This window comes from uncultured Hymenobacter sp. (assembly GCF_964242765.1).
Classification (GTDB): Bacteria; Bacteroidota; Bacteroidia; order Cytophagales; family Hymenobacteraceae; genus Hymenobacter.
Genome location: NZ_CAXTBM010000016.1, coordinates 60,510 through 86,169 on the forward strand (window position 1 = coordinate 60,510; position 25,660 = coordinate 86,169).

Consider the following 25,660-nt stretch of genomic DNA (forward strand, 5'->3'; position numbering starts at 1 on the left):
TTGCTTCGAGCAACGCGGGCTTTTCTTCTGTCAGGAGGAGTCGTCGCAGAACGTTTCCGTTAGTCAGTTATTTCAATTTCGCGGTCTTGCAGACGGGCCATAGCAGCAGCAGCAGAATGCAACTCAATTTCCTCGCCTTGCTCGTCCTCAATGCGGTAATCGGTTAGGCCGAGGCTGGTATCTTTCACTACTTTAATCCACTTGTAGTACTTCAGATACCACTTCATTTGCTTCGATACCAGACCCTTGGTATAATATGCGTGCAGGAAGGGATGCACGTACAACGTAATTCCCGCCTGATTCTGAGTCACCAACAAATCCTCAATGCTATTGTCGATTTCGTCGGTCACCTGAATCGAAGCCGAAATCTTACCGGTGCCGCCACAAGTTGGGCAAGCTTCCCCCGTAATAATGTTTTCGGCCGGACGCACGCGTTGCCGCGTGATTTGCAGTAGCCCGAACTTGGTGATAGGCAGAATGGTGTAGCGGGCCTTGTCCAGCTTCATGATGCTATGCACCGCATCTTCCACCTTTTTGCGACTCTCCGCCGACTTCATATCAATAAAGTCAACGACGATGATACCACCCATGTCGCGCAGCCGCAACTGCCGCGCCACTTCTTTAGCAGCCAGCATATTAACCATGAGAGCTGTAGCTTCTTGGTCACTTTCCTGGTTGCTCTTGTTGCCTGAGTTTACGTCAATGACGTGCAAAGCCTCGGTGTGCTCGATTACCAAGTAGCCACCGCCTGGTACCGTCACAGTTTTGCCAAACAACGTTTTAAGCTGCTTTTCAATCCCGAGGTGCTCAAACACCTTCACTTTTCCGGTGTAGTGTTTGAGCAGCCCGATCTTATCCGGCGCAATCTGCTCTAAGTACCCGCGCATTTCCTCGTAGCGAGCCGGCGTATCCACCGTAATGGCATCAAACGACTCGTTGAGCATGTCACGCAGCATGGAGCTCGTGCGGCCTAACTCGCCTAACACCTTATCGTTCGGCTTGGCCGTACGCAAGGCGGTAGATAGCTGGTCCCACTTGCTGGTCATGCTTTGCATGTCGCGGTCCAGCTCAGCCACTTCCCGCCCTTCGGCTACCGTCCGGATAATAACGCCAAAGTTGTCGGGCTTGATGGAGGCAATTAGCCGCTTTAGCCGTTCCCGCTCCGTCTTACTCACGATTTTCTTCGAGACGCTGATGGTATTCGAAAACGGCACCAACACCAAGTAGCGTCCCGCCATGGAAATATCCGTGGAGAGACGTGGTCCTTTGGTTGATATCGGCTCTTTTACAATCTGGACCACAATCTGCTGGCCCTTCTTGAGTATATCGGCCGCCTTCCCTACTTTATCTAGTGGCCCTTCCAGACCAAAAGCTTTCAGGGCGCCTACCGTAATTTTCTGCGACTGTACGCCCCGCACCCACTTGCTAAGCGAGGGAAATTGCTCTCCCAAGTCGCCGTAGTGCAGAAACGCATCCTTTTCGTACCCGATGTCAATGAACGCGGCGTTCAGACCGGGCATAACTTTCTTGACCGTGCCCAGGAAGATGTCGCCCACCGAATAATTGGTGTCGTTGCGGTCGAAATGATATTCGATGAGCCGCTTGTCCTGGAGCAGGGCAATCCGTTCTCCTTCCTGAGTAGAATTAATTATTAATTCGTTACTCAATGGATTAGGTTGTTAGGTACTCCTGATCGATGGCCCGCGGGCCCCCAAACCGGCAAAGGGAAGCCGGTGCACGTAGCACCGGCTTCCCTTGCAAGCCTCGGGGAAAGCGAATAAACAGCCACTCTCGGGGATACAAAATGAGAGATAGACGATATTTTCTAGCAAGAAAACTCGCCAGCAAACCCCGAAGGCTTACTTCTTCTTGTGACGGTTCTTGCGCAGACGCTTTTTCCGCTTGTGAGTGGCAATCTTATGACGCTTTCTTTTCTTACCGCAGGGCATGTTGTGATGGGTTAAATGGTTGATGATGGTTATTTGCCGATGGCTGATGGTAGCGTGCTAGAAGACTGATTTAGAGGCAAAACAAAAAGCCACTCATCAATCCGTAACACGCTACTATCAGCCACCAGCGGTTTACTGAAGCTTCTGAAGCTGCTCGTCCACCGCGGCCGTGAGGCCCGGGTCCGTGCTCAGACTTTTTGCCTTTTGAAAGGCAGCCTTAGCGTCGTCGTTCGCTCCGGTTTGAGCTAGGGCAACGCCGAGGTAAAACTGTCCGTTCACATTCTCCGGATTGACCTTGGTCAGTTCCCGGAAACGCTCCACGGCTTTATCATACTGGTTGCTTTGCATTGAGAGCAAGCCCAGATTGTAGATGGCCTTCTCATTGCGTGGGTCGGCTACCAACACTTCGCGCAGTAGCACCACTCCCTGTACGGGATTTTCGCTGGCCATGAACGCCATACCTAAGTTGGTTTTAGCATCAAGATTTTCGGGATTGTTTTTCAAAACTTTCCCATAAAGCTCTTGACACTTAGTGCCCAACGTTTTTTGGCGTTCCTGCGTGGTTGCAAAGCTGAAAGCTTCAAAATAAGCATCAGCAGCGCGTTTCCACGTTTGCTCTCCTGGCCGGGCTAACGCTAGTTGCTCTAGAAAGTAGCCTGCGCTATCAAACTTCTCCGCTGCTTTGTACTTGTCGGCCAGATCCCCAGCTATCCTAAGTTTAGCTATAGGGTCTCGCTCGGCAGCATACCTAGCCGAGAGGACACTTAGTTCACGACGCTGAGCGGGTGCTACCGTCATATGCGGCTGCTCCAGCGACGGTCCATCCACCGTTTGCTTTTGTTCACCGGAAGAGGCTACCGCTTTCGAGCCGTTGGTGTTTGGTCCACCCCCGTCGCGAGTAGCAGTTTTGGTAGCATCCTGCGCTAGCTCTCCTTTGCCTTCCTTCGGCTTGACAATCACTTTTGGCAGCAGAAACAAGCCTGCTATTAGCGCAATGGCCAGGGCCAGAAGAATAAGCTGATGCGAAAAGGTGCGTTGGGCCATGTGGAAAAAGCAGGCCGCCGGGTCTCCTGAACGGGACACCCAGCGGCACAGCCGGCAATATTACGACAATGACGCTTAAGCGTTGGCTAGCGCTTTAATCTTCTTGCTGTTTTTGATCTTCCCAATGAAGGTCTTCGACGGCTTGAAGCTCGGGATGAAGTGTTCGTCGATAATAATCGACGTGTTTTTTGAGATGTTGCGGGCGACTTTCTTCGCACGTTTCTTGTTTACGAAGCTGCCAAAGCCGCGTACGTAGATGTTGTTGCCCTCAGCCATCGAGTCCTTCACAACTTTAAAGAAGGCTTCTACGGTAGCCGAAACGTCAGCTTTCTCAATGCCAGTCTTGTCGGCAATTTCGGCGATTACTTCTGCTTTAGTCACGCTGGTAAGTGTACTATGGTGTGAAAAATATGTGCTGGGTCTACTACCCAATCCCAAACGTAAGCCCTTGCCTGGTAGGCTGTTTGCTCGCGAATTGGGGCCACAAAGGTAGTTCCCTTTTTTGGTTTTGCAATAGTAGTACCCTCTATGAAATTTATCTCCTTACTTACGTCCAACTAATTCTTTCTCAAAACATTGACTTCTTCTTCTCCTGCTGTTGCTCATCCATACTTTTCGACCGCTCTCTTGGAATGGTACCCACAGCACCGTCGCGACCTGCCCTGGCGCCATACCCGCAACCCGTATGCTATCTGGCTGTCCGAAGTAATTCTGCAACAAACCCGTGTCAAGCAGGGCCTCCCCTACTACCTCACCTATATCAACACTTATCCTACGGTGCAAGAGTTGGCTGCGGCTCCCGAAGACGAAGTGCTCCGCCACTGGCAAGGACTTGGCTACTATAGCCGCGCCCGCAACATGCACCACACGGCGCAGCAGGTCGCAAACGAATACGGTGGCCGCTTTCCCGATACTTATGCCGAACTCTTAAAATTGAGAGGCGTAGGCCAATACACGGCGGCAGCTATTGCTTCTTTCGCTTTCGATGAAAAAGTGGCAGTACTCGACGGCAACGTGTTCCGGGTACTGGCCCGGGTGTTTGGCCTCACGCAGGATATAGCGGCTCCTGCCAGCCGGCGCGTTTTTCAAGTGCTAGCTGACCAGCTAATTCCTGCGGCAGTTCCCGCCGAGTTCAACCAAGCCATCATGGAGTTCGGGGCGATACAATGCACACCCGCCAATCCGGACTGCCTGTTTTGTCCGCTACAGGGCCAGTGTTATGCTTTCCAGCATGGTATGGTGAACGAACTGCCTGTTAAGAGCAAAGCAAAAGCAGGCCGTACGCGCCATTTTCACTACCTCGTGCTGCGCCACGCCGATACAGTATACATGCGGAAACGCGGCCCAAAGGACATTTGGGAGGGCCTGTACGACTTTGCGCTAACCGAGAAAGCGGCTGCTGAATTGCCGGCCGTGGAGTTGCTAGATATAGTGGAGGCACTCGGTGGTTTAATGGCTACTGACCGCGCGGAGGAACCGGTTCAGGCCATGCGCCACGTGCTAAGTCATCAGAAGGTGGAGGCAAAGTTTCACCCCGTATGGTTGCGCGCACCGTTGTCGGCAGCAGCCTTGCAAACATCAGGATTGGCAGCCTTCACAATGGCACAAGCAGAAAGGTTACCCAAGCCCATTGTAATTGCTAATTATCTTAACAAAAGCTGGAAATAATTGCTAAAATATTTGGTAATTCGGTTGAATTTTAATATCTTTAAACTCAAATACAAGCCTTAACTCTCTCATACACAAGTAATGGCAGGCATTAACAAAGTAATTTTGGTAGGCAACTTAGGCAAAGATCCTGAGGTGCGTCACCTAGAAGGTGGAATCAGTGTAGCCAATTTTACACTGGCTACCAACGAATACTACAAGGACAAGCAAGGTACCCGCGTTGAGCGGACCGAATGGCACAACATAGCGGCATGGCGCGGATTGGCCGAAATGGCCGAGAAGTACCTCAAGAAAGGCCAGCAGGTGTATATAGAAGGTAAAATCCGTACGCGTCAGTATCAAGACAAGGAGAATCAGACCCGTTACATCACCGAAATCATTGCCGACGAAATCACCATGCTCGGTGGTCGTCCGCAAGTGGGTGATGGACAGACGCAGGCCAATGGCACTACGGCTGCCGTAGAAGCACCACAAACATTCCGTCAGGAACCAGAGCTGGATCAGTTGCCTTTCTAATTCTCCTTTTTAGCATCAGTTTTAAGCTCTGGCATTTTGCCAGAGCTTTTTGCGTTAAAGCAGTGTGGCTTGGTCTAAGATGCTACACTAGCGAGCCTCTACTTGGCAGTTCACTTAAGCTCCCTTTCCACTATTGAGGAAATAAGGCGAGCAGCTTGTCCGGGCGAAGAATTTCTGTGCTTGTAGTTGTTGCGGTAGGGCCAGGGTTTCGCGTTACCTTTGAGACACATATTTGCATTGCTGCCAATGCCTGCTTTTCGTATTCTGCTTACTTTATTGACCTTGACGCTGCTAGTGCCCGCTTGCTCCTCGCCAGGTTCCGACGACTATACTCCCAAACCCAAGGGTTACAACCGCATTGACTTGCCGCCGCATCGCTACCAGCAACTGGCGCCGGGTCACCCCTACACATTTCAGTATTCGCGCTACGCGAAAGTGCTGCGAGATTCTTCTTATTTGGCGCAGCCTCACTGGATTAATGTGTATTATCCGGCGCTAAAGGCCAGTGTACAAATCACGTACTCTGACTTGAAAGGCAACCGGCAACTGTACAACAAGATGCTGGAGGATGCCCGCAAGCTCACCAGCAAGCATGAGGTCAAGGCTACCGCCATTGACGAGAACATCTTGAAAACGCCTACTGGGCTGCGCATAGCAGTGTTCGAGCTTCAGGGGGAAGTACCTAGCCAGATGCAATTCTATACCACGGATAGCACCAAGCACTTCTTTCGTGGCGCCTTGTATTTCCGCACGGCCACCGCCAACGATTCGCTAGCCCCAGTGATTGACTATGTCAAAAAGGACATTGTTCAACTGCTTAATACGCTGAAATATCAGTAGAAGGTCAAATTGTTGAATGGTTAGAGGATTGCTTGTTGCCACGTTTGTTTGAACAACCAATTTTTTAGCCAGTAAGCCATGCTGCCATTTACCCTTGAGTAATTTCTTTCAAACCAAGATTGAATATTTGCGCGGCGTAGGGCTGCAACGGGCGCAGCTTCTGCAAAAGGAGCTGAACCTGTTTACGTACGGTGACCTAATTCAGCGTTACCCGTTTCGCTACCTCGACCGCACGCAATTCTATAACGTCTGCGACTTGCACGATGAACTCCCTTTCGTGCAGGTGAAAGGCATTTTGCGCAACCGTGAAGTGGTCGGAGAAGGCCCCAAGAAACGGATGGTAGCCAAAGTAGCCGATGCCAGCGGTGAGCTGGATTTAGTGTGGTTTAAGGGCGTGAACTACCTGGAGAAGGTTATCAAGAACCACCAGGAGTACATCGTATTCGGTAAGCCAACGATGTTTAATGGGCGGCCGCAGATGGCGCATCCCGAACTGGAAGAGGTAACCGAAGCCAAACCAGACCAAAGCTATCTGCAACCCGTCTACAACACGTCGGAGAAGCTCAAAAACTATCACCGCGTTGATAGCAAAGCTATTGCGCGCATGGTGACCGATTTGTTGAAGCTGGCCCTGCCCCACGTATACGAAACACTTTCAGCGGACCTGATTCGACAATATGGGCTGATGGACAAGGCTACGGCCATCCAACAGATCCACTTCCCACAGAGCACAGAGCTATTGCAGGCCGCCCGGTTTCGGCTCAAGTTCGAGGAGCTGTTTTATGTGCAGCTCAAGCTACTGCGCCAGCGCGACCAGCGCAAAGTGGAGCTAGCCGGGCAGCTTTTCAAGGAAGTGCCCACGCTGGTGCACTTCTACAAGAACGTGTTGCCCTTCGACCTTACCGGCGCCCAAAAGCGGGTTATCCACGATATTTACAAGGATTTCTGCACGGGCAAGCAGATGAACCGCCTATTGCAGGGCGACGTGGGTTCGGGTAAGACCATTGTGGCCTTCATCAGCATGCTCATGGCCGCCGACAACGGTGCCCAAAGCTGCCTCATGGCTCCCACCGAAATTCTGGCCGATCAGCACTACATCGGCCTCAAGCAGTTTGCTGATTTGCTCGGCATCAAGATTGGAAAGCTGACTGGCAGCACCCGCACCTCCGAGCGGCGCGTGCTGCACGAGCAACTGCGCTCTGGCGAGATGCATATGCTGGTGGGCACCCACGCTCTGCTTGAAGACGTGGTGCAGTTTCGGAACCTAGGTTTAACCATCATGGACGAGCAGCACCGCTTTGGGGTGGCACAACGCTCGAAACTTTGGCAAAAGAACCCGCACGTCATTCCCCATGTGCTCGTCATGACGGCCACTCCCATTCCGCGCACCTTGGCCATGACGCTCTATGGCGACCTGGACGTATCAGTGATTGATGAGTTGCCGGCGGGCCGCAAGCCCATTGTTACGGTACACCGCTTCGACTCCAACCGTCTCAAAGTATTCGGCTTTCTGCGCGACCAAATCAACCTTGGCCGGCAAGTGTATATCGTGTATCCGCTCATCGAGGAAAGCGAAGCCATGGCCGACTACAAGGACCTCATGGACGGTTACGAGAGTATAGCACGGGCTTTTCCGGAATTCCAGATCAGCATCGTGCACGGCCGCATGAGCGCAGCCGAGAAGGACAGTGAGATGCAGCGGTTCGTGAAGCGCGAAACGCAGATTATGGTGGCCACTACCGTGATTGAGGTAGGCGTAAACGTGCCCAACGCCTCCGTTATGGTGATTGAAAGCACCGAACGATTCGGGCTCTCGCAGCTACACCAGCTTCGGGGCCGAGTAGGCCGCGGCGCCGACCAGAGCTACTGCATCCTGATGTCGGGCTACAAGCTGAGTAAGGATTCGCGCACTCGGATTGAAACGATGGTGCGCACCAATAACGGCTTCGAAATTGCCGACATTGACTTGAAACTGCGCGGGCCTGGCGACTTAATGGGCACGCAACAAAGCGGGGTACTTGACTTATTGATTGCCGATTTGGCCAAGGATGGCCGGATACTAACTGAATCGAGAGCGGCGGCTCAACAACTGCTCAACGAAGATCCAAGTCTCCACCATCCCGACAATGCCAACATCCGTCGCCACATTGAAAGTCTTCCTGCCACGGCTGTAAACTGGAGCCGAATTAGCTGATGCCGTGCGAAAAGAACATAAAAAAGGCAACTCGTATGAGTCGCCTAAGCAAAGTAGCTAAAAGCCAGCCGCTAATTAGGTAAACAAGGCTGTCACGTCTTATAATTGGCTGTTAATGGGAATAGCCGACTGCTGCTGAAAGGACACTGGCTTAGCCACAATAGGATTTACCGTTGGTTCTACTTTTGTTGTCCCAAGTATAGATTCTGGCTGTTTTGCCAGCTTACCAACAACAATAAGAGCGAAGAGAAGAGTGAATCGAATTAAAGACTTCATAAGGAAATAGGGAGCTAGGCTATAGCGGCACTGCGGGACAAAGTTAAGGTCAAATCTAGCGTTTCAAGCGAATTTTAGGAGAAAACAATTTTTTGAATATTCAACAAAATTTGTAAAACGCAATTTCCAGGCCGTAGGATAGATATATCAAAAAGCAAAACTTGACTTTGTATAAATTTTTATTGGCAATATATAAACCCTTATTGCGCTCTAACAACCACTGAGCACACAGCTAAAAATCATTGCAAATGAAATACATACCGATCATTAAGCCACTATAGCCCGCATTATGAATCTGTAAACAAATGCTCGTTCGTTGGGAGCCCTGATAGCAAATAGCAGGACCTGTCCTGTATCATCTCGGGCTTGGGTACCTTTGGAGAGTACAGTTTCTCCTCTTTTCAAATTTTTCATTTAATCTATGTTGCTCGTGCGCTCCAACTACCTGCTAGCTGCTGGCACTATTGCCTTCACCTTGCTGCTCAACCCAGTTAGGGTATCAGCTCAGAAGGTAAAGTCAGCCCCTTTCAGTTATCTTCCCGAACGCTCCGACGACCGATACAACCAGCGCGTATCTCGTAAAACGCTGCCGCTAGCTAGCGGTGGATTCATAATTCTTGCTCATAAATCGGCTACCGAGTACGCTGTTGAGCGATATGACACGGAGCTGAAACGCCAGTGGAGTACTGCTTTGCCTTTGACCGCTGATCAAGCCGTGGAAGGCTTCACTAGTAGCGGTGGACAAGCATTGGTGGCTATTTATGATATGAGTGACGCTACCCAAAGCATTTCAGCGCAAACTATTGACCTAAGCAATGGTCAGAAGTCTCCCCTGAAGAAGCTCACGGAAACCGGCTTACGTGACCGGCGCCCTGGCGTGGCGTTTTCCCCAGATAACAGCAAGGTGGTAGCTTGGCGTTATCTCACTCGCAACAACCAGATCAAGTCTGTTAGCGCTAGTGTGTATGACGAAAAGCTAACCAAGCTCAAGGACCGCTCCTACGATTTCAGCGACCAAGGCGCATTCTTCTCTACAACTGTCCACGTTGGTAACGACGGCGCGCAATACGTGACGCTTGTAAGCGACGAGATGAAGAAGCTTACAGTCCGGCGCTACCGCAACAACAACAATGATATTAAGGTCATGTCGGTGTCGGTGGGCGGTACGTTCGGGGGCAAAGTGGTGAATGTGTTCGACTCTAGGTTTGCGCTGCAACCCGACAACCTACTCTACGCCGCCGCCATCTGCAATGAGCGAGAAAGCGGCCTCTACCATAGTTTGAAGGTCGTAAAGTTCGATTTCTCGGGCGAAGGCGATATGAAGTTTGCACCCGAATTCAACTTCACCCCCGAGTACCTGGCTGAAACCAATAAGGCTACCGCTGGCACGGCCAAACGCTTAGAGGACGTATACATCACCGACTTACTACTTACCGACGAGAAGCAATTAGTGGTAGTGGGCGAAAAGAAGTATGAAGAAGGCGGCGACGACTCGCCCGGCCACACCCGCGAGTTACACCTGTTTGGCTACAACGAGTTTCTGTCACCTAGCTGGCACAGCATTGTCGCCAAAGATCAGGTGGCACCGGCCGCGGAAGGCTTTAGCAGCATTGGCTACCGAGCGGCCGTATTCGGCTCCGACTTGCAGCTTATGACCTGGGAGAAGTTGAAAGGCAAATCAGACCTTTACCTACGGCGTGTGAACCTGCAAACGGGCGTGGTGCAAGCACCGAAGGGGTTGGGCCTGAATGTAGCAGCCGACCAAAATCCATCCTACGTAAAGGATTTTACAGTTTGGCTTGATGCTAAAACGCTTATTGGTGTTAGCCGACCTAGCAGGAAATCGGCAGCCCTGATGCTGAACAAGATTGTGGTAAAGTAAGAAGTTGCGTTAAAACGTTAAGTAGTAACTACGCTGAAATCAAAAAGCCGCTCCCAGTACTGGGAGCGGCTTTTTGTTGTGCGCCAAATTCAGTGAAGAGGGCGCCTTATGGGAAGATGCCTAGCGATTGATAACTCACGCCAATCTTCTCGATGGCATTGTAAAAGGCTGCCGTTCGCAGATCAGTAATGCCTTCTACTTCGCTCATCACTCTTCGAATAGCGTGGTAAGCGGTAATCATAGTGTCTTCTAGCCCGGAATGAACGAGGTCGATTTCATCGGCGCCGTGCACTATCAGTTCCCGCTCTTGGGGCGTGATGGTTTTGCCAGTAGTCCGTTCAATAGTTTCTACCAGGCGCTTCATGGCTGCCTCCTCGGCCCGTTTGCCCATGCGTCCGAACCGCACGTTGGACAGGTTTTTCAGCCATTCGAAGTAGGACACCGTGACGCCGCCCGCATTGAGGTAGAGGTCAGGCAAAATAACGATACCGCGCTCCAGCAAGATTTTTTCGGCGGCTTGCGTAGTTGGGCCGTTGGCTCCTTCGGCAATGATTTTGGCTTTGATGTTAGCCGCGTTGCCTTCGTGAATTTGATTTTCTAGAGCAGCGGGCAAAAGCACGTCGCACTCGTATTCGAGCAGGTCCAGGGAATCGGCTACGTCTTGCGCTCCTTCGAAACCACAAACAGCGCCGGTATCCTGGCGGTGCTTGAGTACAGCTGATACATCCAATCCGTTCGGGTTGAAGATACCCCCTTCCCGCTCGGCTATACCCGTGATGATGGCTCCGGCAGCCTGGCAGAAATGGGCGGCGTAGTACCCTACGTTGCCTAGTCCCTGCACAATGATGCGCTTGCCGGCGATGCCGCTACTCAACCCTGTTTTGTCTAGCATCGGCTGATCCATCAGTAGCTCACGCAGCCCGTAGAACACGCCAAGGCCGGTGGCCTCCGTACGGCCTCGGATTCCGCCCTGCCCTACTGGCTTACCGGTTACGCAGCCTAAGGCATTGGTATCACCGTATTTAAAGGTGAGGTAAGTATCGGCAATCCAAGCCATTTCGCGGCTGCCGGTACCGTAGTCAGGTGCGGGCACATCCATGCCGGGACCAATCAGGTTTTTCTTGATTAGCTCGCTGGCGTAGCGGCGCGTTACACGCTCCAACAGTTGCTCGGAACTGGTGCGGGGGTTGATTTTCACGCCTCCTTTGGCGCCGCCGAACGGGACGTCCACCAAGGCGCATTTAAAGGTCATGAGCGTGGCCAGGGCCATTACTTCTTCTTCATCCACATACACGCTGTAGCGAATTCCGCCCTTGCTCGGTAACTTATGATGACTGTGCTGCACCCGGATTCCTTCAAATACCTGCACATGTCCATCTACCTCCACCGGGAAGTTCACTTTGTAGATGCTGTTGCAGGCCCGTATTTGGGCGATGATGCCAGGGTCTAGCTTCGAGAAACTGGCAGCGTGGTCATAAAACCGCAGTACGCTCTCGTAAAAGTCTTTGCCCTGAACCTGTTCGTTGGCCATAATTTGTGGGAGTTTGAAGTGGACGTGTGCTTGGCAAACGCATAGCACAACAATCCGTTGCACCCGAAAACCACAAAGCCGCCCCTGAAACCAGGAGCGGCTTGATCTGCCTAGATACGCGGTATATCCTGCGCAATCCTAAATACTCGTCTGCAACCGAGACCTAATAGGCATACTCGTTGGCCGAAATCAGCACGTCGGCAATGCGGCGACGGGCTTCCTTGGCGTTGTATAAGTCGGCCTTAGTGAAGCGCTTCAGGCCCATGGCCAGCAAACGTTGCTCGTCGCCCTCTGTCATGGTACCAATGGCATCTTTGCCGAATTTAGTTACCTGATCTACCGTGTCGTAGAGGTACACGCGGGCAATGTCAATCTGCGTCGATAGCGCCTCCTCGCCTTTGATACCAGCCTCTTTCTCCACGCGGAGCAAAGTGCTTTCAGCCGTGTAGACCTTGATAGCCATGTCGGCAATGTTCATCAACACTTCCTGCTCTTTCGCCAGCGAGTTCATGTACTTCTGCACAGCCGTGCCAGCTATCATCAGGATAGCCTTTTTCAGCTTGGCAATCGTCTTCTTCTCGGTAGCAAACAGGCCGGTTTCTTCTTCCAGGTTCATGTCTGGAATAGCCATCAGTTCCTGCTGCACGGCTTGCGCTGGGCCCATTAGGTCAAGCTCGCCTTTTAAAGCCTTCTTCAAGATCATGTCAACGGCTAGCATGCGGTTGATTTCGTTGGTGCCCTCGAAGATGCGGTTGATGCGCGAATCCCGGTAGGCGCGGTCCATGGGATAGTCGGCCGAGAAGCCGTAGCCGCCATATACTTGTACGCCTTCGTCTACCACGTAATCAAGCACTTCCGAACCTTCTACTTTCAAGATAGCGCACTCCACGGCAAACTCGCGGGCAGCCCCTAGCAAGGCTTCGTTGTGGCTCTGGCCTTTGCTGAGTAGTTCCTGCTCCATGCGGGCAATGTCCATACCGGCGCGGTAGATAGCCGATTCCACAGCGTAAATCCGAACAGCCTGTTGGGCTAGTTTGTGCTTGATAGCACCAAACTTGGCAATAGGCAGTTTGAACTGCACCCGCTCGTTGGCATACTTCACGCTCAGCGTAGCCGCCATCTTACAGGCACCCAAGCAAGCAGCAGCCAGCTTGATGCGGCCGATGTTCAGGATATTGAACGCAATGAGGTGACCTTTGCCAATCTCACCGAGTACAGCAGACTTTGGCACCTTCACATCAGAGAGGAACACCTGACGGGTCGAAGAACCCTTGATGCCCATCTTGTGCTCTTCGTTGCCGAGGCTTAAACCGGGCGTGTTGCGCTCCACAATGAAGCCCGTGAACTTGTCACCGTCTACTTGAGCAAACACGATGAATACGTCGGCAAAGCCACCGTTCGTAATCCACATCTTTTGGCCGTTGAGCACATAATGCTCACCATCTTCAGTAGGAATAGCTTTGGTTTTGGCACCTAGGGCATCCGAGCCAGAGCCGGGCTCGGTGAGGCAGTAAGCACCCATCAGTTCGCCGTTGGTTAGGCCGGGCAGGTACTTGTTTTTCTGCTCTTCGTTGCCGAAGTACAGGATGGGCAGCATGGCGATGCCCGTATGAGCTGCAAAAGCTACTGGGAACGAGTGGCCACCGCCCACACCTTCCGTCACGCGCAAGGAAGTCGTGAAGTCCATATCCAGTCCACCGTACTGCTCCGGAATGCTTACCCCGAACAGGCCAAGCTGACCAGCTTTTTCCATTAGGTTGCGCATGAGGCCCACTTCGTGGTTGTCGAGACGCTCAAGCAGAGGCTGAACTTCTTTTTCCACGAAGTCCAGAGCCGTCTGGTGCATCATGTTTTGCTCTTCCGAGAAATCGGCGGGCGTGAATATATCTTGGGCGTCGGTTTCTTTGATGATGAACTCGCCGCCTTTCACAAGCTTGTTGGTTACTTCCATGACTAAGGTGAGAATTGTTGTGAGAGGTTTTATTTAAGTCTAGGGGAGTGGCAAGGTATTCGGCTTGCCGAGTATTTATAGCCAGAGATACTCCGCGGGCTGTAGTAGCGAAATATACGAAAATATGTTATGCTTGCCGAGTACTTAACGAAAAGAAAACCCCGTTTGTTCGGGGCTTCCTGTTTCCATAAACCACTAACTGTCTATTCTCTCAGCTTGTCTAAGCTCGACAACAAACAGCTAACTGCATTAGCTACTTCAGCAGCTCATAAATACCCGCTACGCCTTGGCCGCCCCCCACGCAGGCGGTTACCATGCCGTACTTTTTGCCGCGCTGGCGCAACTCGTGGAACAACTGAATACTGAGTTTAGCACCGGAGCAGCCTAGCGGATGACCCAACGCAATAGCACCGCCGTTCACGTTCAGCTTGCTCTCATCGATATTCAACTCGCGCGTAATGGCAATTGACTGAGAAGCGAAAGCTTCGTTCAACTCAATCAGGTCGAGGTCGTCGAGCTTCATACCGGCTTGTTTCAACGCCTTCGGAATGGCCTTGATAGGGCCCATACCCATGATACGCGGGTCAATTCCTTCCGTGGCGTAGGTAATCATCCGGGCAATCGGCTCCAGGTTCAACTCCTTCACCATTCGCTCCGACATTACCAGTACAAAAGCCGCACCGTCGGAAGTCTGGGAGGAATTACCGGCCGTCACGGTACCATTGGCCGCGAATACAGGCTTCAGCTTGCTTAGTGCTTCCACCGAAGTATCCGCCCGCGGGCCTTCATCGGTATCCACTACGTAAGAGCGGTTTTTCTTTTTACCGGTAGCCTGATCCAAGTAAGTTTCTTCTACCGTGATGGGCACAATCTGCTCCTTGAACTTACCTTCCTGAATAGCTTTGATGGCTTTCTGGTGGGAGTTATAGGAGAACTGATCTTGGTCTTCACGGGATACTTTGTAATCCTGCGCCACAGCCTCGGCGGTTAAGCCCATACCGAGATAGTAGTCGGGGTGCTGTTGCGCTAGCTTGTAGTTGGGCACCGTTTTCCAGCCCACGGTTGGCACCATGCTCATGCTCTCGGTGCCACCAGCCACAATGCAATCGGCCATTCCAGCAGTTATTTTGCTGGCTGCCATAGCAATAGTTTCCACACCGGAGCCACAATAGCGATTCACAATGAGGCCTGACACGTTCATAGGCAGGGCTAGCAACGAAATCAAGCGGCCCATTTGCAAGCCTTGCTCGGCTTCCGGCACGGCGTTACCTACCATCACGTCGTCGATGCGGGTGGGGTCGAGGGCGGGTACGGAGGCCACCAAGTGCTTGATGACGTCGGCCGCGAGGTCGTCGGGCCGGGTGAAGCGGAAACCGCCGCGGTTAGCTTTGCCTACTGCTGTGCGGTAACCGGCTACGATATATGCATTCATGTTTTAGTCTTGAAGAAAGTAGTGGGAGTAGAGCGAATTAGCTCTAGTTCCTCTCGCTGTGAAGGACGAGCTAGGGAGAGTTTGTTTGTCAGTAGAACAGTACTGCGTACAGCTTTCGTTCTGCTTATTTGGCCCTCCCTAGCTCATCCTAATCGAGAAGAACTAGGTTCTTAAACTCTAGTTTCTCAAGGGTTTGCCAGTAGTCAGGATGCTTTGGATACGCTCCAAGGTCTTCCGCTCGCCGCAGAGGCTCAGGAAGGCCTCGCGCTCCAGGTCCAGCAGATATTGCTCGCTAACTTCGGTCGGGCTGCTCAGGTCGCCACCGCACATGATGTAAGCCAGCTTGTTGGCGATTTTCACGTCGTGGTGGGAGATGTAGCGGCCTTCCTTCATGGCGTGCACGCCCGTCAGGAACATGCCCAAGGCGCCTTTACCTTGCACCTTGATATTGGTTTTCTGCGTCGGTTGCGTATAGCCATCTTCGGCTAGCTCAATGGCAGCGGCTTTGGCTTGCGCAATCACGCGGTTGCCATTTACCACCACTTCGTCGCCGCGGCGCAGGAAGCCCAAGTCGAAGGCTTCGGCCGCAGAAGTCGAGACTTTGGCCGTGCTGATGGTCATGAAGGTGTTGCGGAGCAGGTTATACTCAGGCTCGCCTTCTTCGTACTTGGCGGCGGTACGCAAGGTCATTTCTTTGGTGCCACCACCGCCCGGAATCAGGCCTACGCCAAATTCCACGAGGCCCATGTAGGTTTCGGCCGCGGCTACCACCCGGTCGCAGTGCAGGTTCAATTCGCAGCCGCCGCCCAAGGCCAGACCGTGTGGAGCGCCTACCACCGGGATGCTACTGTACCGCATCCGCATCATGGCTTGCTGGAACTGCGCAATCATCAGGTTCAACTCGTCGAAGTCCTGATCCAGCGCAAACATGTACACGAGGCCCAGATTAGCGCCGGCCGAGAAGTTAACCGCATCGTTGCCAACAACTAGGCCGCGGAAGTCCTTTTCAGCTAGTTCCACCCCTTTCATCAGGCCCTGAATAACATCAGAACCCAGCGCGTTCATCTTGGAATGAAACTCCACATTCAGAATTCCGTCGCCCAGGTCGATTACCGAAGCGCCCGAGTTCTTCCACACTACCTTGCCAGTAGCGCGCAGGTTATCGAGAATGGTAAAGTTCTCAAGACCAGGAATAGACTTATAGGCCTTGGTTTCGATGTCGTAGAACTGCTTTACGCCCTGCTCATTCACCTTGTAGAAGGTGGCGTTGCCAGCGGCCAGCATTTCCTCGACCCATGGAGCTACCGTTTTGCCTTCTGCTTGGGCTAGCTCTAAGCCTTTTTGCACGCCTAGCGCGTCCCACGTTTCAAACGGACCCATTTCCCAACTGAAACCAGCACGCAGGGCATCATCAATCTTGTAAAGTGAATCGGTGATTTCCGGAATCCGGTTCGACACGTAAGCGAATAAGCCCGCGAAGGTCTTGCGGTAGAAGTCGGCAGCCTTGTCTTTGCCAGCCACCAGCACCTTAAAACGGTCCGCCAGTTTCTCAATTGGCTTGGTGCTTTCTAGCGTGGCAAACTTCACCTTGGCGCTCGGCTTGTATTCAAGCGTGTTTAGGTCTAGGGCTTGGATTTCCGACTTGCCGCCTTCGCCGCGCACTTTCTTGTAGAAACCCTGGCCGGTTTTGTCGCCGAGCCACTTGTTCTCGGCCATTTTCTTGATGAAATCCGGCACTTGGAACACCTCTTTGGCTTCGTCGTCGGGCAGGTTTTGCGCGAGGCCATTGGCTACGTTGATCATCGTATCCAGACCCACCACATCCGACGTGCGAAAAGTGGCCGACTTGGCGTGGCCGATAACCGGGCCGCTAAGCTTGTCAACTTCCTCTACCGTCAGGCCAAGCCGGCTCATCACCTGCACCACGTCCATGATGGCAAATACGCCGACACGGTTGGCAATAAAGGCGGGCGTGTCTTTGGCCAGTACCGTGGTTTTGCCCAAGTACAGGTCGCCATAATGCATCAGGAAATCAACGATGGCCGGATCGGTATCCGGTGTCGGGATGATTTCGAGCAGCTTCAGGTAGCGCGGCGGGTTGAAGAAGTGGGTACCGCAAAAGTACTTCTTGAAATCGTCGGAGCGGCCTTCCGTCATCATATGAATCGGGATGCCACTGGTATTAGAAGTGATGAGCGTGCCGGGCTTGCGGAACTGTTCTACCCGTTCGAACAGGCTTTTCTTGATGTCGAGGCGCTCCACTACCACTTCAATGGTCCAGTCGCAACTTGCAATGTCCTTGAGGTTATCGTCGAAATTGCCGGTTCTGATGCGGCTGGCATCTGCCTTACGATAAAGAGGCGCGGGGTTGCTAGCAATAGCTGCTTGTAGCGCTGCATTCACGGTGCGGTTGCGCACGGCTGGGTTGTCCAGCTTCAGGCCTTTCGCTTCCTCCGCGGGCAGCAACTCTTTGGGCGCAATGTCGAGCAGCAGCACCTGCACCCCAATATTAGCGAAGTGGCAGGCAATGCGCGAGCCCATCACACCGGAGCCCAATACAGCTACTTTTTTGATGGTACGATTCATTCGTGGGAAGAATGAGTGGTTGAGAAATGAAAGATCCAGGAAAGAAAGCTTTAGCTAAACTATTCGTCATGCAGAGTATATCGAAGCATGACGCCACTACCTGTGGTTGAGCATCAGGCATAAGAGCCTGGTTGTACCAATATTAAGTTGACGACGACTCGGAGCGCAACTGCTTTAGTTGAAAATCCTCGTAGAGTGTCTTCCCTTCAATCATACCGGTAATCTGTCCTATCACCTTGAACATGATATCCAGTTGATTTTGCGGGATTTTCTCTCGTACTTTTAAGTTGAAATGACGCACCGTTTGGCGCGAAATTTCCTTACCCCGCAATCCTTCCTCGGTCAGGAAAATGCGAACCGAGCGTTTATCTTGGGTGTCAGCTTGCTTATAGATCAGTCCTTTCTCTTCCATAGAGCGCAGAATGCGCGTGAGAGAGCGAGTTTCGAGACCCAACAAAGGCGCAATCTTAGTTGCCGGAGTGCCATTCTCTTGATCGATATTTAGCAGGACGAAACCAATGCTCGTAGTAATGTCATGCTTAGCAGCCTGCGTATTGTACATGCGCGAAATGGCGTGCCAAGCTACTTTTATGTTATAATCAACGGTTTCTTCGGGTTTCATCAGCAGAGAGGAAGTCCGGTAAACATACAGAAATATGTTATGCTTGCATACTAAGTTGCAATAAAAATGTTTCGCTTGCCCCCTCTTTATTACATCGGCTCTTATTGGAAATGGCCCCGCATTCCCGCATGGTAGCGGGGCCGTTTCTACCTACTTGCTGCTAGTGATGTTCCGGATGATAGTACAGACTCTCTATCAGGTGCTTATTGTTATTTGAAATGATTTTGCGCTTTACCTTGAGCGTAGGGGTCATTTCACCAGTTTCCACTGTCCAGAGTTTGGGCAATAGAACAATTTTTTTGACTTGCTCCCACTGCGCAAATCCGGTGTTGTACTTATGCACGAGGTCTTCGTACATCTTTACTACTTTCTCGTTTTCAACCAATTTTTCGTTTGAACAATCACAATCTACGCCGTTGCGCTTGCACCAAGCTTTGAGGTCGTCGAAGGAGGGAATTACCAGTGCGGACGGGAATTTTTGCCCGTCGCCTACCACCATGCACTGCTCTACCAGCGGCGACTCTTTTAGCTTGCTTTCAATCACCTGTGGCGCGATATACTTACCGCCGGAGGTTTTGAACATCTCTTTCTTACGGTCCGTGATTTTCAGGAAACGGCCGTTTACTAGTTCTCCAATGTCACCGGTGTGAAACCAGCCTTCCTCGTCGAATTCTTTAGCGGTTAGTTCTGGCTTATTGTAATAGCCCTTCATTACCGACTCGGATTTAGTTAGAATCTCACCGTCCTGAGCAATTTTCACCTCGGTGTTATCGATAATAGGTCCTACACTGCCAATCATGTTGTTTTCGGGTTCGTAGCGTCCAACAGCAATAACTGGCGAAGTTTCGGTGAGGCCATACCCTTCCATCACCCGAATACCAGCGGCCCAAAATACCCGCGCCAGCCGGGGCTGCAAGGCCCCGCCACCACTTACTATGCAGCGCAGATTACCGCCCAGCGCCTCGCGCCACTTGTTGAAGATGAGTTTGTTAGCTAGTGCTAGTTGCGTGTTATAGAAGAACCCTTGATCTTTCTGCGTGTCATACTTTAGGCCCAAATCCAGCGCCCAAAAAAACAGGTTTTTCTTTACGCCCTCCAGTTCGTGGCCTTTGGCCACAATCTTGTCATATACTTTCTCCAATAAGCGCGGCACAGTGGTGAAAATCTGTGGCTTTACCTCCCGCAGATTATCGGCAATAACCTCCATGCTCTCGGCATAATAAATACTCACTCCGTTGATAAGATAGAGGTGCGTAACCATACGCTCGAAAATATGGCAGAGCGGCAGGAAGCTTAATGCTTTGTCGGCGGCCGTGACGGGTACGTAAGGCTGGACGTTGCGACAGTTGCTGAGGATATTGTTATGCGTCAGCATCACTCCTTTTGGCTGGCCCGTAGTGCCACTGGTGTAGATGAGCGTGAGCAAATCGGTGGGCTCTACTGCTGCTTTAATAAGCTCCAAATCAGCAGGATTGCCCTTTTTACCCAAGTCCAACAACTCGGAGAAGTGACGAGCACCCGGTAGCTTATCGAAACTAAAGACGTTTTCGGCAGGAATACTTAGCCCTTGCGTTGCTTCGCGTACCTTATCGAGCAACTTCTGGTCGGACACGAAAACGGCTTTCACACCCGCATCGGTAAAGATGTATTTATAGTCTTCAACCGTAATACTCGGGTACATTGGCACGCTGGTGGCGCCCAGTTGCGAAATACCAAAATCAGCGAGCATCCACTCGGGCCGGTTCATGGCAATGATGGCTACCTTATCGTTCTTGCCGATTCCGAGCTGATGGAGGCCTAGGCTCACCAGATTTATTTGCTCAACAACTTCGTTGGTGCTGAGCGGAGTCCACTCACCGTTGATCTTGGAGGCGAAGCAATCCGGCTTATTGTATTTCTGCTGAAGCTGAGGTAGAATATCGAAGGTGCGACGAATGTCCATGAGATGGGGCGGGAAGTAGGTGGGTTAGGCAGGAGACGGAACGGCTTTTACTTGTGCATTTGCAAAATTATCAGCTAAGAACCGCTGCCATAAATAACAACTTTTTTTCACGCAAAGCCTAGCCTAAGCCCTTCGCTAGGCACTGCAAGCATGGGCCGTGGCGGCATTTGGTGTAGCTTTGCTGTAGTCCGCACTGTTCGCGCTCGATGAATCTGGCTATTTTTTTCAACCCGCTCCCCGAAGAGCTAGTTTCTTCCGCTTCCTCCCCTAGTACACTGGCCGGTTGCGTTACGCCTTTTTTGGATGTATTTCCGGACTGGCGAACTGCCGATATAGCCCTCATCGGGCTAGATGAGTGGCGCGGAAGCGCCGCCGGAACCCCTACTACGCAGGGAGCTGATGAGGTGCGGCAGCGCTTTTACCAACTACAAAGAGGCACGGGTATTATCCGGCTGGCCGACTTGGGCAATTTGCGGCCAGGCCTGACGCTGGATGATACCTACCACCGCCTGCGTGAAATAATTGCTGCGCTTCTCGAGCATGGTACCGTGCCCATTCTGCTAGGAGGCTCTCATGACCTTGATTATGGGCAGTTTTTGGCTTACGAAACCCTGGACCGAACCGTAAGTTTTGCTACCATCGACGCCCGCGTGGATATGGCGCAAGAAGCGGGCTCACGCGCCGAAGACAGCCACTTGCGGCGCATGTTGATGCACGAACCCAACTTCTTGTTCAGCTTCGCGCAATTAGGCCATCAGCAGTACTTGGTGGCCCCCGATGTGCTGGCAGCATTGGAGAAGATGCATTTCGAACGGCTTCGGCTAGGTCAAATTCGCGACGACATTCGGCAAGCTGAGCCTCTACTGCGCCACGCCGATTTTGTGAGCTTTGATATAGCCGCACTCCGCTGGAACGATGCGCCCGGCTACTACCCGGCCAACCCGTTCGGGCTAACCAACGAAGAAGCTGCCAAGCTGGCTTGGTACGCAGGCACCAACGACCAACTCACCTCGTTTGGCCTCTACGGCTACCGCCCCGACCACGACGTGCATGGCTTGGCCGCCGCTACTTTAGCCACCATGCTCTGGTACTTCGTGGAAGGTTTCTACCATCGTTGCCCCGAACTCGACTTTCAAAGCAAGCGTTTCATCCGCTACGCAGTGGGCTTGCCCGATACAGCCGAAACGCCCGGCAAGCTGGTTTTCTACAAATCGAAGTTCACTGAAAAGTGGTGGCTGGAAGTGGAAAGCTTAGCCAACAGCAACGTGAAGCGCATTATTCCTTGTAGCTACGAGGATTATATTCATGCTGCCCAAGGTGATATGCCCAACCGTTGGTTTTTAACGCAAGCTCTGCTTGGGTGAGTTTGCATCGACTAATTTTTAGTTGACAATGGAAAAGCCTGTTTCGCCGCAACTTAGTAGTACCTCGCCCGCAGGGCAGGCCGCCGCGGCAATAAACCAATTGCAAAGCCAACCAGCTACTACCCAGCAACTGCCTACCTATACCAGAGCGCAACTGGCCCTGCGAAACGGGCAGGACCGCGACGAGATTTGGGTGGCGTACAAAGGGCTGGTGTATGACGTCACTCGTTCCCGACTCTGGCGGCGGGGCAACCACTATGAGCATTGGGCCGGTCAAGATTTAACCCGCGAGTTAGACCAGGATGCTCCGCACAACCCCAATGTATTCGATAAATTCCCCGTCGTTGGGCGAATGAGTTAGGTGGAAGTCAGTAGAATTTCACCTTGACTTTATCATCTTTCCGTCCCTGCTTGTCTAATACCTTTTCTCTTTATTTCTTTTATTCCTTTCCTGAAATGTCCACTGAAAGCCCCTCCTACTTCGATCACCTCGAAACGCTTTCCACCCAAGCGCTGCTAGCCGGCATGAACAGCGTGGACCAGACGGTGCCGCATGCAGTAGCCAAGGCGCTGCCACAAGTAGAGGCGCTGGTGGAGGCTACGGTGGCCCACTTAAGCAAAGGCGGGCGGTTGTTCTACATTGGGGCGGGCACCAGTGGACGGCTCGGGGTTCTTGATGCGTCGGAGTGCCCCCCTACGTTTGGGGTGCCGCACGGCGTGGTGGTCGGAATAATTGCGGGCGGCGACACGGCCATCCGCAAGGCCGTGGAAAACGCAGAGGATGATGCACAGCAAGCTTGGCGCGACTTAGAAGCCCACAACATCACGGATCGGGACGTGGTGGTCGGCATTGCTGCTTCGGGCCGTACACCTTACGTAATTGGTGGCCTCGAACAAGCGCGCCAGCATGGTTTAGCTACAGGTTGCATTGTGTGCAATGCAGATTCGGCAGTAGCCGCAGTGGCCGAGTTTCCAGTGGAGATTGTCACAGGCCCTGAGTTTGTGACGGGTAGTACTAGGTTAAAGGCCGGCACCGCGCAGAAACTAGCACTCAACATGCTCACTACCGCTACCTTCATCCGGTTAGGTCGCGTGAAGGGCAACAAAATGGTGGACATGCAGCTCACGAATGCCAAGCTGGTTGACCGTGGCGAACGGATGCTGATGGATGAGCTCGGCATCGAGCAAGAAGTAGCAGCCGAGTTGCTGCACCAACACGGGTCGGTGCGGGCCGCGCTGGCCGCCCAGCAAGCAAAATAACGCGCACTTCCACTTGTGTACTGCAACACATAGTATTTTGTAAAGGCCCTTAGGAAACCCTGACGGTTTAAGCGCAGTTACAGCAGCAAAAGGCCTCTTGATACGGCAGAAACTTCAGCTTCCGCCACATTCTGACTCCCATGCACACTATTGAACCACACTACGCTTGGATGGAGCAGTATTCTGCCTCCGAAGATCCCCGCTCTCCACTATATGAGGCGGAAAACAGCCTCGACAGCTACGTAAACACCATTTACGGTTACTATATCCATCCGCAGTGGGACAGTCTCGATTCGGAGACGCTGTTTCTGAAAATCTTGTTCGTTGATTACGAACTAGGCATTGCAGTTATCGAATTTATTGGGGAGTGGAATGATGCTATTGAAAACGACATCATGCACCTCAAGCGCAACATCGTGGACATGATGACGCACGAGGGCGTCCGCAAATTCATTCTCATTGGCGAAAATGTATTCAACTTCCATGGCTCCGAAGACGACTACTACGAGGAATGGTTTGAGGATGTGGAAGATGGCTGGATAGCGGCCGTAAACTTCCAGGAACACGTCATCCGCGAAATGCGGCAATACAACATCGATAACTACGTCAATTTCGGCGGCCAGCTCGACGAGCTTCCCTGGCGGACCTACACCCCGCGCAAGCTATTTGATGTGGTTGATGGGCTACTGCAACGGCGCTTAGGCTGAGGCTATTATTGTCTCGCACACATAAAACAAAAAGGGGCTCCCCATGATGGGAAGCCCCTTTCGGGTCTAAGACCAGCAGCAATTACTGAGCTGGAGTGGTAGCGGGGGCCGTGGTAGCAGGAGCGTCGGCAGCATCAGCGCCGTCTTCCATTTTGTCGGCAGTGGCATCAGCCGAGTCACGAACGGCATCAGCTTGCTCTTCCATTGCATCAGCTTTGGCTTCGCCAGTAGCCTCTGCGTTTTCTGCACCGGTTTCGGCAGCGTTTTCAGTCTTGCTGTCGCAAGAAGTGAAGGTGAAGGAAGCAGCAGCCAGGGCGAGGAACAATACTTTTTTCATGATAGGGAGTGTTTGGAGAATGAAATGTCGATTCAGGGAGTAGTTCAGCCGTTTTCAGAAAAGCAACAGCCAACTACACACCTTTATACACGAGCTTTCCAGAGGTAACCCGACAGTTGCAAAGAATTTTCTGCCTGCTCGCTTATTTCTTGCGGAAGATGATGCCGATTGGCACGCCCGAGAAGTCGAAATGCTCGCGTAAGCGGTTTTCGAGGTAGCGCACGTAGCTTTCTTTCACGTACTGCGGCAGGTTGCAGAAAAAAGCAAACACCGGGTTGTGCGTGGGCAGTTGCGTGACGTATTTGATGCGCACCATCTTGCCCTTAGTGGCCGGTGGCGGATATTTCTCGATTTCTTTCAGCATCACTTCGTTTAGCTGCGAAGTCGGGATTTTGCGGCGCTTGTTGTTGTACACGTCAATGGCCGTTTCAATGGCTTTGTGTACGCGCTGCTTGGTGAGCACCGACGTGAAGATGATGGGCGGATATGCAATCGGCGCAATCTTCTCGTAAATCTTGTCCTGGAATTCCTTGGCCGTATTCGTTTCCTTGTCCTCGATCAAGTCCCATTTGTTCACCAGAATTACGATGCCCTTGCGGTTTTTATCGGCCAGTCCGATGATGTTCACGTCCTGTGCTTCAATGCCACGGGTAGCATCCAGCATCACCACGCAGATATCGGCTTCTTCCAGTGCCCGAATAGAGCGCAGCACCGAGTAGAACTCCACATCTTCGTGCACCTTCGTCTTACGGCGCAAACCAGCTGTGTCCACCAAAATAAACTCGTTGCCGAAGGCATTGTAGCGCGCTTGAATGGAGTCACGCGTGGTACCAGCAATGTCAGTCACAATGCTGCGTTCAGTGCCAAGTAGCAGGTTCACAAAGCTAGATTTGCCCACATTGGGGCGGCCTACTACAGCAATCTTCGGAATGCCAAGGTCAGGATCTTCAACGCCTTCTTCCTGGAAATGGCTTACCACTGCGTCGAGCAAGTCGCCGGTGCCGGAGCCATTGGCCGAGGAAACCGGGAATATTTCGCCGTCGCCTACTCCTAGCGAGTAAAACTCGCCAGAAGAATGAATCCGGGAGTTGGTATCGGCTTTATTGGCTACGATGTAAATCGGTTTTTTGCCTTGGTAGCGGCGCAACACATTGGCAAATTCCTCGTCGAGGCCATGTACACCAGCCATGGCATCCACCATGAACAGCACCACATCTGCCTCGTCGATAGCCAACTTCACTTGCTTGTTGATTTCCCCCTCGAAAATATCATCGGAGTTGTGAACGTAACCGCCTGTATCGATGACGGTATAGTACTTCCCAATCCATTCGCCGTAGCCGTAGTGCCGGTCGCGGGTAACGCCGCTTTCGTCGTCCATGATGGCCTTGCGCTGGCCGACGAGGCGGTTAAAAAGAGTGGATTTGCCCACATTGGGGCGCCCCACAATGGCAATTGTGTTTTTCATTGGGTCTGACTCCAGCCGCCGGCCCGACCGTGTTCGGCAGTGCCCGGAGTAGTTAAGTTGAAGAAGGTCGGAATGCTTTCTATTAATTGAACCT

21 protein-coding genes are annotated in these 25,660 nt (G+C 52.2%); 9 read left to right on the forward strand and 12 right to left on the reverse strand.

All coding sequences use genetic code 11. The features are described from left to right. Positions 1-59: 59 nt before the first annotated feature. From ACFE7X_RS09060 to ACFE7X_RS09070, 3 genes are all read right to left on the reverse strand, one after another. Positions 60-1,667 carry a ribonuclease E/G gene (locus ACFE7X_RS09060; protein ID WP_375435354.1) on the reverse strand — a complete coding sequence of 536 codons (1,608 nt, stop codon included), beginning with the start codon at positions 1,665-1,667 and terminating at the stop codon, positions 60-62. A 414-nt stretch (positions 1,668-2,081) separates the two neighbouring features. Continuing rightward, on the reverse strand, positions 2,082-2,993 hold the full coding sequence (locus ACFE7X_RS09065; RefSeq protein WP_375435355.1) for a tetratricopeptide repeat protein: 912 nt from the start codon (positions 2,991-2,993) through the stop codon (positions 2,082-2,084). A gap of 75 nt (positions 2,994-3,068) precedes the next feature. Continuing rightward, positions 3,069-3,425, reverse strand: coding sequence for an HU family DNA-binding protein (locus ACFE7X_RS09070; RefSeq protein ID WP_277234808.1), 357 nt, complete (start codon positions 3,423-3,425; stop codon positions 3,069-3,071). 195 nt (positions 3,426-3,620) lie between these two features. Here ACFE7X_RS09070 and mutY point away from each other — a divergent pair, with 195 nt between their 5' ends. The 4 genes from mutY (at position 3,621) to recG (ending at position 8,211) form a co-directional block, all read left to right on the forward strand. Continuing rightward, complete coding sequence (mutY, locus tag ACFE7X_RS09075; protein WP_375435356.1) at positions 3,621-4,661, forward strand: A/G-specific adenine glycosylase; 1,041 nt, start codon at positions 3,621-3,623, stop codon at positions 4,659-4,661. 81 nt (positions 4,662-4,742) lie between these two features. Next, the gene (locus ACFE7X_RS09080) at positions 4,743-5,177 is read left to right on the forward strand and encodes a single-stranded DNA-binding protein (protein WP_375435357.1); all 435 of its coding nucleotides are present in this window, start codon (positions 4,743-4,745) and stop codon (positions 5,175-5,177) included. 246 nt (positions 5,178-5,423) lie between these two features. Next, on the forward strand, positions 5,424-6,017 hold the full coding sequence (gene gldD, locus ACFE7X_RS09085; RefSeq protein ID WP_375435358.1) for a gliding motility lipoprotein GldD: 594 nt from the start codon (positions 5,424-5,426) through the stop codon (positions 6,015-6,017). A 94-nt stretch (positions 6,018-6,111) separates the two neighbouring features. Next, positions 6,112-8,211: an ATP-dependent DNA helicase RecG gene (gene recG / locus ACFE7X_RS09090; protein ID WP_375435359.1), complete on the forward strand. Its 2,100-nt coding sequence runs from the start codon at positions 6,112-6,114 to the stop codon at positions 8,209-8,211. Positions 8,212-8,310: 99 nt separating this feature from the next. On the opposite strand, the gene ACFE7X_RS09095 is transcribed toward recG, so the two are convergent. Further along, positions 8,311-8,487: a hypothetical protein gene (locus ACFE7X_RS09095; RefSeq protein WP_375435360.1), complete on the reverse strand. Its 177-nt coding sequence runs from the start codon at positions 8,485-8,487 to the stop codon at positions 8,311-8,313. A gap of 421 nt (positions 8,488-8,908) precedes the next feature. Between ACFE7X_RS09095 and ACFE7X_RS09100 the strand changes: the two genes are divergently transcribed. Beyond that, positions 8,909-10,369 carry a hypothetical protein gene (locus tag ACFE7X_RS09100; protein ID WP_375435361.1) on the forward strand — a complete coding sequence of 487 codons (1,461 nt, stop codon included), beginning with the start codon at positions 8,909-8,911 and terminating at the stop codon, positions 10,367-10,369. Positions 10,370-10,475: 106 nt separating this feature from the next. On the opposite strand, the gene ACFE7X_RS09105 is transcribed toward ACFE7X_RS09100, so the two are convergent. From ACFE7X_RS09105 to ACFE7X_RS09130, 6 genes are all read right to left on the reverse strand, one after another. After that, the gene (locus tag ACFE7X_RS09105; protein ID WP_375435362.1) at positions 10,476-11,900 is read right to left on the reverse strand and encodes a Glu/Leu/Phe/Val dehydrogenase; all 1,425 of its coding nucleotides are present in this window, start codon (positions 11,898-11,900) and stop codon (positions 10,476-10,478) included. A gap of 163 nt (positions 11,901-12,063) precedes the next feature. After that, entirely contained in the window at positions 12,064-13,851 is a 1,788-nt protein-coding gene (locus ACFE7X_RS09110) for an acyl-CoA dehydrogenase family protein (RefSeq protein ID WP_375435363.1), read from the reverse strand. Between the two features lie 253 nt (positions 13,852-14,104). Next, the gene (locus tag ACFE7X_RS09115) at positions 14,105-15,283 is read right to left on the reverse strand and encodes an acetyl-CoA C-acyltransferase (RefSeq protein WP_375435364.1); all 1,179 of its coding nucleotides are present in this window, start codon (positions 15,281-15,283) and stop codon (positions 14,105-14,107) included. Between the two features lie 177 nt (positions 15,284-15,460). Next, positions 15,461-17,869 (reverse strand): 3-hydroxyacyl-CoA dehydrogenase/enoyl-CoA hydratase family protein, encoded by a 2,409-nt coding sequence (locus ACFE7X_RS09120; protein ID WP_375435365.1) that lies wholly within the window; start codon positions 17,867-17,869, stop codon positions 15,461-15,463. Positions 17,870-18,011: 142 nt separating this feature from the next. Beyond that, on the reverse strand, positions 18,012-18,491 hold the full coding sequence (locus ACFE7X_RS09125; protein WP_375435366.1) for a MarR family winged helix-turn-helix transcriptional regulator: 480 nt from the start codon (positions 18,489-18,491) through the stop codon (positions 18,012-18,014). 160 nt (positions 18,492-18,651) lie between these two features. Next, on the reverse strand, positions 18,652-20,433 hold the full coding sequence (locus ACFE7X_RS09130; protein ID WP_375435367.1) for an AMP-dependent synthetase/ligase: 1,782 nt from the start codon (positions 20,431-20,433) through the stop codon (positions 18,652-18,654). 206 nt (positions 20,434-20,639) lie between these two features. Between ACFE7X_RS09130 and ACFE7X_RS09135 the strand changes: the two genes are divergently transcribed. The 4 genes from ACFE7X_RS09135 (at position 20,640) to ACFE7X_RS09150 (ending at position 23,764) form a co-directional block, all read left to right on the forward strand. After that, a complete protein-coding gene (locus tag ACFE7X_RS09135) occupies positions 20,640-21,797 on the forward strand; it encodes a formimidoylglutamase (protein WP_375435368.1) in 1,158 nt (385 codons plus the stop codon). Between the two features lie 130 nt (positions 21,798-21,927). Further along, on the forward strand, positions 21,928-22,158 hold the full coding sequence (locus ACFE7X_RS09140; RefSeq protein WP_375435382.1) for a cytochrome b5 domain-containing protein: 231 nt from the start codon (positions 21,928-21,930) through the stop codon (positions 22,156-22,158). A gap of 95 nt (positions 22,159-22,253) precedes the next feature. After that, on the forward strand, positions 22,254-23,057 hold the full coding sequence (murQ, locus tag ACFE7X_RS09145; protein WP_375435369.1) for an N-acetylmuramic acid 6-phosphate etherase: 804 nt from the start codon (positions 22,254-22,256) through the stop codon (positions 23,055-23,057). 140 nt (positions 23,058-23,197) lie between these two features. Beyond that, positions 23,198-23,764, forward strand: a complete 567-nt coding sequence (locus tag ACFE7X_RS09150) for a hypothetical protein (RefSeq protein WP_375435370.1) — start codon at positions 23,198-23,200, stop codon at positions 23,762-23,764. An 82-nt stretch (positions 23,765-23,846) separates the two neighbouring features. Here the strand turns inward: ACFE7X_RS09150 and ACFE7X_RS09155 are convergent, their stop codons facing one another. Both ACFE7X_RS09155 and der read right to left on the reverse strand, forming a co-directional pair. Then, positions 23,847-24,101: a hypothetical protein gene (locus ACFE7X_RS09155; RefSeq protein ID WP_375435371.1), complete on the reverse strand. Its 255-nt coding sequence runs from the start codon at positions 24,099-24,101 to the stop codon at positions 23,847-23,849. A gap of 142 nt (positions 24,102-24,243) precedes the next feature. Then, the gene (gene der, locus ACFE7X_RS09160) at positions 24,244-25,566 is read right to left on the reverse strand and encodes a ribosome biogenesis GTPase Der (RefSeq protein WP_375435372.1); all 1,323 of its coding nucleotides are present in this window, start codon (positions 25,564-25,566) and stop codon (positions 24,244-24,246) included. Positions 25,567-25,660 lie beyond the last annotated feature (94 nt).

Bases quoted from the DNA above. Each gene is read 5' to 3' on its own strand.
- ACFE7X_RS09065 (WP_375435355.1), bottom strand. From the start codon at position 2,993: ATGGCCCAACGCACCTTTTCGCATCAGCTTATTCTTCTGGCCCTGGCC.
- ACFE7X_RS09080 (WP_375435357.1), top strand. From the start codon at position 4,743: ATGGCAGGCATTAACAAAGTAATTTTGGTAGGCAACTTAGGCAAAGAT.
- gldD (WP_375435358.1), top strand. From the start codon at position 5,424: ATGCCTGCTTTTCGTATTCTGCTTACTTTATTGACCTTGACGCTGCTA.
- ACFE7X_RS09095 (WP_375435360.1), bottom strand. From the start codon at position 8,487: ATGAAGTCTTTAATTCGATTCACTCTTCTCTTCGCTCTTATTGTTGTT.
- ACFE7X_RS09100 (WP_375435361.1), top strand. From the start codon at position 8,909: ATGTTGCTCGTGCGCTCCAACTACCTGCTAGCTGCTGGCACTATTGCC.
- ACFE7X_RS09105 (WP_375435362.1), bottom strand. From the start codon at position 11,900: ATGGCCAACGAACAGGTTCAGGGCAAAGACTTTTACGAGAGCGTACTG.
- ACFE7X_RS09110 (WP_375435363.1), bottom strand. From the start codon at position 13,851: ATGGAAGTAACCAACAAGCTTGTGAAAGGCGGCGAGTTCATCATCAAA.
- ACFE7X_RS09115 (WP_375435364.1), bottom strand. From the start codon at position 15,283: ATGAATGCATATATCGTAGCCGGTTACCGCACAGCAGTAGGCAAAGCT.
- ACFE7X_RS09120 (WP_375435365.1), bottom strand. From the start codon at position 17,869: ATGAATCGTACCATCAAAAAAGTAGCTGTATTGGGCTCCGGTGTGATG.
- ACFE7X_RS09125 (WP_375435366.1), bottom strand. From the start codon at position 18,491: ATGAAACCCGAAGAAACCGTTGATTATAACATAAAAGTAGCTTGGCAC.
- ACFE7X_RS09130 (WP_375435367.1), bottom strand. From the start codon at position 20,433: ATGGACATTCGTCGCACCTTCGATATTCTACCTCAGCTTCAGCAGAAA.
- ACFE7X_RS09135 (WP_375435368.1), top strand. From the start codon at position 20,640: ATGAATCTGGCTATTTTTTTCAACCCGCTCCCCGAAGAGCTAGTTTCT.
- murQ (WP_375435369.1), top strand. From the start codon at position 22,254: ATGTCCACTGAAAGCCCCTCCTACTTCGATCACCTCGAAACGCTTTCC.
- ACFE7X_RS09150 (WP_375435370.1), top strand. From the start codon at position 23,198: ATGCACACTATTGAACCACACTACGCTTGGATGGAGCAGTATTCTGCC.
- ACFE7X_RS09155 (WP_375435371.1), bottom strand. From the start codon at position 24,101: ATGAAAAAAGTATTGTTCCTCGCCCTGGCTGCTGCTTCCTTCACCTTC.
- der (WP_375435372.1), bottom strand. From the start codon at position 25,566: ATGAAAAACACAATTGCCATTGTGGGGCGCCCCAATGTGGGCAAATCC.